Raw genomic sequence first — 9,296 nt, 5'->3', positions numbered from 1 at the left:
AGGTCGGCCCGGTCGGCCACGGCGACGCCGATGCCGCCGTCGCGCATCATCTCCAGATTGAAGCGCAGCACCAGCACCGGCGCCGCCTCCGACCGTGACCCGAGATGGAAGTAGCCGTGGGTCTCGAAATCCTCGGCCACGGCCTCGACCGTGGCGTGGCCGGTCACCTGCACCGGCGGCTCGGCGCTGGCGAGCGCCACGAAGCGGTGGCCGACCTTGACCAATGCGGCGCCGGCCGGGTCCCAGTGCACGGTCTGGCCATTCTCGGCCGACAGGCAGAGGTTGAACCAGAAGCGCAGGCCCCATTCGCCGGTTTTCACCGTATGCCAGGTGCCGGACAGCTCGAACGGCCCGCGCTTGGCCCAGCGCCAGGCCAGGCCGGTGCCGGCATGGTCGAGGTCCAGCTCCACCAGGCTGCCGTCCAGGGCATGGCGGCCGTAGCGGACCGACTTGGCCGGGAACAGCGTCGCGTCGCGGCTGCTGTCGGCATAGGCCAGCGGCGTCACCCGCACGCCGAGCGGCAGGAACACCATCTCGGCCGGGCGGCTGGACCAGGTGTTCCAGGCCCGGGCGAGCGGGACGGTGGTATCGCGCAGCATCAGGACCTCATGCCGGGTATCGGGTGGTCGGTGGAACGGTCATGCAATGAGCAAACCGAGTCCCCCCTCCCCTTGCGGGAGGGGGGTAGGGGGAGGGGGTTCTCTCGGCTCGAGCCGACCCAGACCGTCGCTAACCTGCATGGACGGCCGGTTTGGTGCCCCGCCCATTCGCGCGCGGACGCGCGCAGACCCCTCCCCCTGCCCCCCTCCCGCAAGGGGAGGGGGGATAAAAAAGGAGAGGCTTTGGGGTGAGGGGGCGGCACCGGCCCCTGGGGTGTCACGTCAGCCCCAGGCCCGCAGGGCCGCTTCGGTCGTGACGATCTCCACCTGCTGGTCGAAGCGCGGCAGGATCAGGTCGAGCGTGGCGTGGTGGCCCGGCAGCGACGAGCTGGTCATCGCGTCGGACACGGCGACGATGCGGAAGCCGCGGTCGATGCCGTCGAGGATGGTGCCGAGGACGCAGACATCCGTCTCCACCCCCGTGACGATCAGCGTATCGGCGCCCATTGCCGCCAGCCGGTCGACGAATTCGGGCGCGGCGAAGGCGGAATGGGTCGGCTTGTCGATCACGCTGCCGGGCGCGGCCAGCGCCGCCAGCTCCGCCACCAGGTCCAGCATGCCGGGCGCGAGATTCGGCCGGGTCACCGCGGCCCAATGCGTGTAGTAGCGGCGCCAGGTGCCGGGCGCGTCGTCGGCGCGTTCCGGCGTCACGAAGCGCGGGAACAGGGTGCGGCCCGCCTTGGCCAGCGCGGCAACGTTGGGCACCACGCCCATCAGCGCCGGGGTCGACCACACCGTGTCCTCGGCGAACAGGCGCTGCAGGTCGATGGCGATGTGGATCGTGTTCGGCGACAGCGGCCCGAAGCGCAGCACTCAGTCCTCCAGCGCGATGGTGTGGGCGGCGGACCAGCCCAGGGTGACGGCGGCGCCCGGGGTCGGTGCCGCAGAATCCTGGGACCGGTTCTGTGCGAAGACCTTCAGCTCGCGTCCGTCCGGCCCGGCCAGCAGATAGGTCGAGACCGCGCCGGCATAGATCACCTCGCGCAGCGTCGCCGGGATCGCGTTCTCGAAGCTGTGGGCGGTGTTCGGGGCCAGGATCACCATCTTCTCCGGCCGCACGGCCAGCGTGACCTTGGATCCGACCGCCGGCAGCTTGCCCGCGACGCGCACCGTGCCGCCCTGCACTTCGACCGCGTTACCGGCCTTCACCGTGCCCTCGAGGAAGTTGGCATCGCCGAGGAAAGATGCGGCGAAGCGGGTGCGCGGCTGCTCGTAGATCTCGCCGGGCGCCCCGTCCTGCACGATCCGGCCGCGGTCCAGGATGGCGATGCGGTCGGACAGGGTCAGCGCCTCCTCCTGGTCATGGGTGACGAAGATGGTGGTCAGGCCGCTCTCGCGCTGGATCCGCTTCAGCTCGACCTGCATCTCCTGCCGCAGCCGCCGGTCCAGCGCCGACAAGGGCTCGTCCAGCAGCAGCACGGTCGGCTTGGTGACGATGGCGCGGGCCAGCGCGACACGCTGCTGCTGCCCGCCGGACAGCTGCTTCGGGCTGCGGCTCTCGAAGCCGGACAGGCGCACCATCTCCAGCGCCTCGCGCGCCTCGCGGGCGGCGGAGGGGCCGCGCACGCCGCGCCGGTTCAGCCCGAACATCACGTTCTGCAGCACGGTCATGTGCGGGAACAGGGCGTAGGACTGGAACACCATGCCGATGCGCCGCTTCCACACCGGCACGCGCGTCACCTCCTCGGCGCCGATGCGCAGCTCGCCTTCGTCCGGCACGACGAAGCCGGCGACGATGCGCAGCAGCGTGGTCTTGCCGGAGCCGGAGGGGCCGAGCAGGCTGGTGAAGCGTCCGGCCTCGAAGCTGGCGCTGATCCGGTCCAGCACGGTGGCGGGGCCGTAGCGCTTGCTGACCGCGGTGACTTCAACGCCGCTCACGGGCGCCTCCCATGTTCGACAAGAGGGCGAATGCCAGGACCAGGACCATCGAGGCGCCCAGAAGGATGGTGGAGATGGCGTTGATCTCCGGCGTGAAGCCCTTGCGGATGGCGGAGTAGATCTCCACCGGCAGGGTGGTGACGCCGGGCGTGGCCAGGAAGTAGGAGACCACGAACTGGTCCAGCGACACGGCGAAGGCGAACAGCGCCGCGGCGATGATGCTGGGCAGCAAGAGCGGCAGGGTGACGCTGAAGAAGGCGTGCAGCGGGGTGGATCCCAGGCTCATCGCCGCCTCCTCCAGGTCGGCGCGCTGCGACTGCAGCCCGGTGCCGACCACCAGCACGACATAGGGGATGGCCAGGGCGACATGACCGATGGTCATGGCGAACAGGCCGCGGCCGATGCCGGTGGAGAAGAAGAACACCAGCATGGCGGTGCCGGTGATCAGCCAGGGAATGGCGATCGGCGGCAGCAGCAGCAGTTGCAGCAGCGACCGGCCGCGAAACTTGCGCCGCGACAGGGCCAGCGAGGCCGGGGTGCCGATCGCGGTGGCCAGGATGGCGGTGACCACGGCCAGGATCAGGCTGTTGCCGCTGGCGGACAGCAACCGGTCGTTGGCCGGCAGCTTGGCGAACCAGTCGAGCGAGAAGCTGAAGGGCAGCTCGTAGAGCGGCGAGGCGTTGAACGCCATCACCACCATCACGACGATCGGCAGGTACAGGAAGGCGATGACGATCCAGAGATGGGCGAGGCCGAGGCGCTTCATCGGCGGTCTCCCCTGGCTCTGGCGCGGCCGGATTCAGGCATCGCCTCTCCTGAGTCCCCCCTCCCCTTGCGGGAGGGGGGTAGGGGGAGGGGGTTGTCGATCGCAGAGTGCCGCTGCTGATGGTCGGGCGTCGTGAAGGTGTCGGGCCCGCCCGGGAAGGGCGGCCCTGGCGGCACGAACCCCCTCCCCCTACCCCCCTCCCGCAAGGGGAGGGGGGACTTGAAGGGAGCCGGCGCGCTGTGTGAGGCCGGGAGGGTCGTGGCGAAGACGCTCATCATCACCGCGCTCCCCCCTGCTGCCGCTTCAGCACCGGCGAGGCCAGGGCGAAGATCAGCAGCACGATCGCCAGCATGGTGAAGGACAAAGCGGCGCCCAGCGGCCAGTTGAAGGCCTGGGTGAACTGGTCCTCGATCACCGTGCCCATGGTGACGCCGACGCGGCCGCCGAGGATGCGCGGCTCCATGAAGCTGCCGATCACCGGCACGAAGATCAGGACCGAGCCGGAGATCAGCCCCGGCGTCGCCAGCGGCAGGATGATCTTCCAGAACACCACCGGGGCGCGGGCGCCCAGGCTGCGCGCGGCCTCCAGGATTTGGTCGTCGATCGCCACCAGCGACAGGTAGCAGGTCAGGATCATGTAGGGCAGGTAGGCGTGCACCAGCCCGACCACGATGGCCGGGTAGGTGTAGAGCAGCCCGAGCGGCGCCGCGTCCGGGAAGACCCAGTGGTACAGGCCGTCGATAATGCCGCCGTCGCGCAGCACCATGGTCCAGGAGAAGACGCGGACCAGCCCGTTGGTCCAGAACGGCAGGATGATCAGCAGGAACAGCACTTGCCGGGTGCGGCCGAAGGTGGAGCGCGCCAGGGCCAGCGCCGCCGGCAGGCCGATCACGGCGCAGATCAGCGTGGTCCAGATCCCGATCGACAGCGAGGTCCAGGCGACGTCGCGGAGGTACGGGCGCTTGAGGAAAGCCAGGTAGTTGTCGAGGGTCCAGACGATGGCCCGGCCGCCGAAGGGCGCCACCTTGAGGAAGGAGAAGCCGAGCATCATCAGCAGCGGCAGGAAGATCGCCAGCGTCAGCCAGCCATAGGCCGGCAGCAGCAGCCCCGCCGTGGCCAGCCAGCCGCGCTTCTCCGCCCCGCCCGCGGCAGGCGCGGTGACGGCGGAAGCGGTGGTCGGCGCCGCCAGCTCGGTCATCGGATGCCGCCTCTGGTCACGATCACGTGCAATTCTCGCATCTTACAAGCACAGGCACCGTGCCCGTCCCTCTTTCATCCTCCCCCTCCCCTTGCGGGAGGGGGTGGGGGGAGGGGGCTCGTCCCGTCAGAACCGAAGCCTCAGGACCGCTCCCGGCCTCGGCATACCCCTCCCCCTACCCCCTCCCGCAAGGGAGGGGGAGGAAAAAGGGCGGGCTTGGGTGGCCGTTCGAGAATGCGCTGGTGTGAGTCGGCTGGTGGTGGTTTCGAGAACCGGAGCGCAGCGCACGTTGGTGCGTGAGCACCGGAAGCGGAGAAACCGCCATCAGACGGCCGCACCAGTAGCATTCGCGACGGTCACCCGGCGTAGAACGCCTTCGTCTCCTGCCACAGGTCGGAGAACGCCGTGCGCTGGTCGTCGCTGAGCGGCGACATGAACTGCAGCTTGGACAGGTACTCGGCCTTGTGGATCTGCTTGTTCAGATCGTCGGCCGGCAGCGCCGCCATGGCCTTGGCGTTGGCCGAGGCCGGGGCGCCGATATTGGTGGCCCAGTAGTCGTAGAAGCCGGGGTCGATCATGTAGTTGATGAAGGCCAGCGCCGACTCCTTGCGGGTGCTGGTGGCCGGCACCGACAGCCCGTCAATCCAGCCGATGCCGCCTTCCTTCGGCACCACGAAATCGACCGCCAGCTTGAAGTTGCGCTGCGATCGCACCGCCGCGCCCGACCAGTAGATCGACACGTCGAACTCGCCGGCGGCGAAGGCCTTGTTCCACTGGTCCTCACTGGACCACAGCAGCTTCACGCCGGGCTTCAGTTCCTTCAGCTTGGCGGCGACGGCGGCCATGTCCTTGGGCGCGTTGATGTCCTGCCCGGTCATCAGGGCGCCGATGCCGATGGCGGTGACGGCGTCGTCGAACAGGGCGACGCGGCCGGCATAGGCCGGGTCGGCCAGCACCGCCAGGGTGTCGGTCTTCACCTTGTCGCGGCGCAGGCCCAGCGCGTTGATGCCCCACAGCCAGGACACGCCATAGGCCTTGCCGTCCTTGTGGAAATTGGCGTGGTCGCGCAGCGCCGGCGACAGGTCGGCGGCGTTCGGCACCTTGGCCAGGTCGATCGGCTCCAGCAGATCCTCGGCCTGGGCCTGCAGCGTGCGGGCGCTGTTGATCAGCACCACGTCATAGGTGCCGGGATTGGTGCGCAGCTTGGTCAGCATCTCCTCTTCGGAGTTGAAGTAGTCGTGCTTGACCTCGATGCCGGTCTTCTCGGTGAAGGCCTTCAGGGCCCAGGCCTCGTCGGTGCCGTAGCCCTGCCAGTTGAGGACGTAGATGGTCTCGGCCGCGCGTGCCTTGCGCAGCGGCAGCCCGGTGGCCCCGGCCAGCGCGCCGGCCCCGAGCAGGGCGCCGAAGCGGCGCCGATTGAGGATGATGGACATGAAACGCTCCCCGGCGGTTATTGTTTGTACACAAACAACCGTAGCGCAGGGTCCGGGGGCTGTCAAATTGCGTTGGGGGTGCGGGCCGGCCTTCCGCTGCGACAGGGCCGCGCGCCATGCCCTGCTTGGCCGCAGGTGGGCATCGGCGCCCGGCGGCTTACTCCGAAAGGCGTACTTGGTTCGTCTTCATAACATCGTATGATGACGCTGCTTCGACCGAGGAAATGAATGTGTCAGGGCCGTCACCCCCGACACACGGTCTCGCGGATACAATATTCCTGCCCGTGCTGACGGATCGGGAAGGAACGCCTGAAGCTGGGAAAGGCCGCCATCATCGGGCGGCCTTTCCCTTGTCAGGCGGCACGGCTCTTCGCCGCGTGCAGCTTAAAGGCGATCTCGGTCCGGTTCCGGGCCTGCAGCTTCTTCATGATCGACCGGATATGAACCTTCACCGTGCTCTCGCACAGCTCCAGCTCATAGGCGATGATCTTGTTCGGCTTGCCCAGGGCGACGGCATCGGCGACGGCCGCTTGCCGTTCCGACAGGCCGAGCATGTCGTGCACGGACGGACCGCGCTCCGGCACCTGGGCGCCATCGCTCCGGAGGGCACAGGCCGGGACGAAGCTGCCTCCCGCGATCGCGAGGCCGAGCGCGCCCACCGCGACGTTCAGGCTGACGCTGGTCGGGATGTAGCCGCGGGCGCCCTGCGCCAGGATCGCGGTGATGTGGCGAGGATCCTCGCTTTCGCCCATCACCACCACCGGTATCCCGGGATAGGCTTCGACCAGGGCGCGAAGCTCGTCCCCCGGCGACGCGGTGCCGCACTGCAGCAGGATCACCGACGTTTCGGCCCGGTCGCGGCTCAGCTCCCATTCGCCGGCATCGACGAAGGCCCGGCTGCGCAGGCCGGAATCGGCCGCCGCGAGCGCCCGCGTCAGCGCCTCCCGGCCCAGGGTGCGCCGGTCGATGATCGCGATCAGCTTCAGCTCCGGCGGGTGGCATGCCGCTCGGTCCCCGGCAGGCCGGCTGATCGCCGCTGCCGTCTCAATGGGCACGGGAAGCGCGTGCCTTTCGGTACTCTCAAAATGCATAGTCGCCTCTAGCTCAATTCGAGGTCCTGTCTTTCCCGCTTCATTCAATCAAAGGCGCTTGGTGCTGCTTCTGTTTTCCGTTCGCAGCCGGTGTGGCTAGGCGGAACGTTTGTCAGATGTATTGAAGTAAATTTGTATCATATTTTATGCAAACGCAACGGAGCCGGCCTACCGCTTTCGGGCAGTATCGCATTCGGCGGATGGGTGCCGATTCTGCCTTCGGGCCGGATCGGCGCAATGCCGTCTCGGCCGCAAGGGCTCAGGGCCGCGGGAAATCGTCCGTGCGGACCAGGATCGAAAGGCCCCGGGTGGAGAAGCTGCAGGAGACGGATTCGGCCGCGCCGACCGTGTTCTTGGCGAAGACGCGGAACAGCCCGGGTGCGAACTCCACCGGCGTGGCGCCGAAGCCCTCGGCCGAGGCCGCCAGGTACTGTGCCGTCAGGATCACGCCGCGGATGTCGCGCTGGCGGTATTTGCCGATCGGCAGGTCGGGGTGGTAGGGCCCGGTCTCGTGCAGCGGGATGTCGACCGTCAGGCGCCGCTCCAGCGTCGCGCCCGGCGGCAGCCTGGTCGCCAGCGGGATGATGCGGACCGACACGGTGCGGTTCTTCGGCAGGGGTGCGATGCCGCGCAGGATATGGGCGAAGTCGTCCTCGCCGCGGGTGATCACGGCGCTGTCGAGGTTGACGCGCGCCTGGCCGGTCTCCGGGTCGATCTCGGGCAGCGCGTCCAGGACGTAGATGTCGCCGCGGCCGCCATTGGTGATGGTGTAGGCGAACACCAGCTCGTCGCCCTCCCGCGTCGGCTGGCAGTCCAGCGTCACATCGCCGGCATCGTCGGTTCCATCCGTCATCGTCCCAGTGTCGACCGTCATGCTCCAGTCTCCTCGCCCCGCGCGCTACAGGCTGTGGTGATCGGCGCGGCGCGGAATGCCGCGCTCGTCGCGATATTGGTTCTCGGGCCCGATCGTGTTGAATTCCTCATTGGTGTCGAAATTGTCGGTGCGCGGCGTCATGTCCCTTGTGCCGTGCGAGTTGTGCTGGGCGTGCGTCATCTCGTGGAACAGGATGGCGTCGCCGGGGGTGTTGGGGGCGTTCACCGGGTTCGGCCACTGCTCGGGATTGTAGTCGACATTCGAATCCGAGCCCGTGCCGTTGCCGGCGTTCGTGTCGTTGGTCGCCCGCGCGAAGGCGTTCGGCGGGTTGGGCAGCGGCGATTGCGGCCGGATCGTCATGGTCCGGCCGGTGGCGTTGTGGTCGTCCAGCATCGCCCGCCCCGTTTTGGTCTCGTTGATCAGGGCCAGCTGCTGCACCACCGTGTCCTGATAGGCCGGGTCGCCCGCCACCTTGATGCCGGGCCCGACCTGCAGCGTGCCGTCGGCATTGGCGGTGACCGCCAGGCCGTGCCGCGCCTTGGCCGTGTGGTGCTTGCGCCCGCCGCCGCCCTTCCAGGGCGGGTGCTTCTCGATCCAGTCCTCCGGGTCGCCGGGATCGGCCATGGTGGCGTCCAGCGGGTCGGTCAGGTCGGAATCCGAGGTGCTGCCCGGCGTCCCGCCGGAGTTGATCTGCACCATCGGCCCGCTGATGAACACGCCGGCCGGGTCGACCACGACGAAGCTGTTGCCGACCTTCAGCGTGATCTTCATCGACGCCTCGATCACCACCGAGGTCGCGTTCAGCGTCGCCCCACCGCCGGCGATCGTGAACCAGTTCCCCTGCAGGTCGAAGACCGTGTCCGACTTGACGCTGAGCTGGTAGCCGGCATCCACCGCCTCGTAGCGGTCCTTCATCACATGCAGGTCGGATTCGCCGCCCACGGTCGTGACCAGCGACCCGCCGGACTTGCCGGTCTTCGGGTCCTTGCCGCCGATCAGCGCGTGCCGGTCGGCATGCACCGTCTCGTAATAGGGGCCGAAGGAGGTGACGTCGGTGCGCCCCTGGCTGCGCAGCAGCAGCTGCTCATGCCCGCGCGTGTCGTCGAAGCGCTGCAGGTGGAACCGCGCCTTCTCCTCCTCCTGCAGCGGCACCGACCGGGTCTTGATGCCGCTGCGCAGCCGGTATTTCGGCAGGTCGAAGGGCGGCTCCTGCTCGGCATTGTACACCCGGCCGGTGATCAGCGGCCGGTCCGGGTCGCCGTCGATGAAGTCGACCACCACCTCCTCGCCGACGCGGGGCAGGAACTGCATGCCCCATTTCGGCCCGGCCCAGGGCTGGGCCACGCGCAGGAAGCAGGAATTCGTCTCCGGCCGCGGCCCGCCGGGCGCGGTGCGGT

At 68.7% G+C, this 9,296-nt stretch carries 8 protein-coding genes and 1 pseudogene; all 9 read right to left on the bottom strand.

Annotated elements, in window-relative coordinates; translation table 11 throughout:
- Positions 1 to 599, bottom strand: a pseudogene (locus ABDW35_RS25135) (glycoside hydrolase family 37); the annotation flags it as partial.
- A 282-nt stretch (positions 600 to 881) separates the two neighbouring features.
- Positions 882 to 1,472 carry a cysteine hydrolase gene (locus ABDW35_RS25130; RefSeq protein WP_343716600.1) on the bottom strand — a complete coding sequence of 197 codons (591 nt, stop codon included), beginning with the start codon at positions 1,470 to 1,472 and terminating at the stop codon, positions 882 to 884.
- Entirely contained in the window at positions 1,473 to 2,537 is a 1,065-nt protein-coding gene (locus tag ABDW35_RS25125) for an ABC transporter ATP-binding protein (RefSeq protein WP_343716599.1), read from the bottom strand.
- Positions 2,524 to 3,303: an ABC transporter permease gene (locus ABDW35_RS25120; protein WP_343716598.1), complete on the bottom strand. Its 780-nt coding sequence runs from the start codon at positions 3,301 to 3,303 to the stop codon at positions 2,524 to 2,526. Before ABDW35_RS25120 ends, ABDW35_RS25125 begins: the two co-directional genes overlap by 14 nt.
- Positions 3,304 to 3,580: 277 nt before the next feature.
- Positions 3,581 to 4,501 carry an ABC transporter permease gene (locus ABDW35_RS25115; protein WP_343716597.1) on the bottom strand — a complete coding sequence of 307 codons (921 nt, stop codon included), beginning with the start codon at positions 4,499 to 4,501 and terminating at the stop codon, positions 3,581 to 3,583.
- A gap of 356 nt (positions 4,502 to 4,857) precedes the next feature.
- On the bottom strand, positions 4,858 to 5,934 hold the full coding sequence (locus ABDW35_RS25110; protein WP_343716596.1) for an extracellular solute-binding protein: 1,077 nt from the start codon (positions 5,932 to 5,934) through the stop codon (positions 4,858 to 4,860).
- A gap of 353 nt (positions 5,935 to 6,287) precedes the next feature.
- Positions 6,288 to 6,989 (bottom strand): response regulator transcription factor, encoded by a 702-nt coding sequence (locus ABDW35_RS25105; RefSeq protein ID WP_343716595.1) that lies wholly within the window; start codon positions 6,987 to 6,989, stop codon positions 6,288 to 6,290.
- Between the two features lie 295 nt (positions 6,990 to 7,284).
- Positions 7,285 to 7,899 (bottom strand): hypothetical protein, encoded by a 615-nt coding sequence (locus ABDW35_RS25100; RefSeq protein ID WP_343716594.1) that lies wholly within the window; start codon positions 7,897 to 7,899, stop codon positions 7,285 to 7,287.
- A 24-nt stretch (positions 7,900 to 7,923) separates the two neighbouring features.
- A partial coding sequence (locus ABDW35_RS25095; RefSeq protein WP_343716593.1) for a M91 family zinc metallopeptidase occupies positions 7,924 to 9,296 on the bottom strand: 1,373 nt, incomplete at its 5' end.

The sequence above is a fragment of the Inquilinus sp. genome (assembly GCF_039594555.1).
Classification (GTDB): Bacteria; Pseudomonadota; Alphaproteobacteria; order DSM-16000; family Inquilinaceae; genus Inquilinus.
This window is presented reverse-complemented; position numbering and strand designations above follow the sequence as displayed.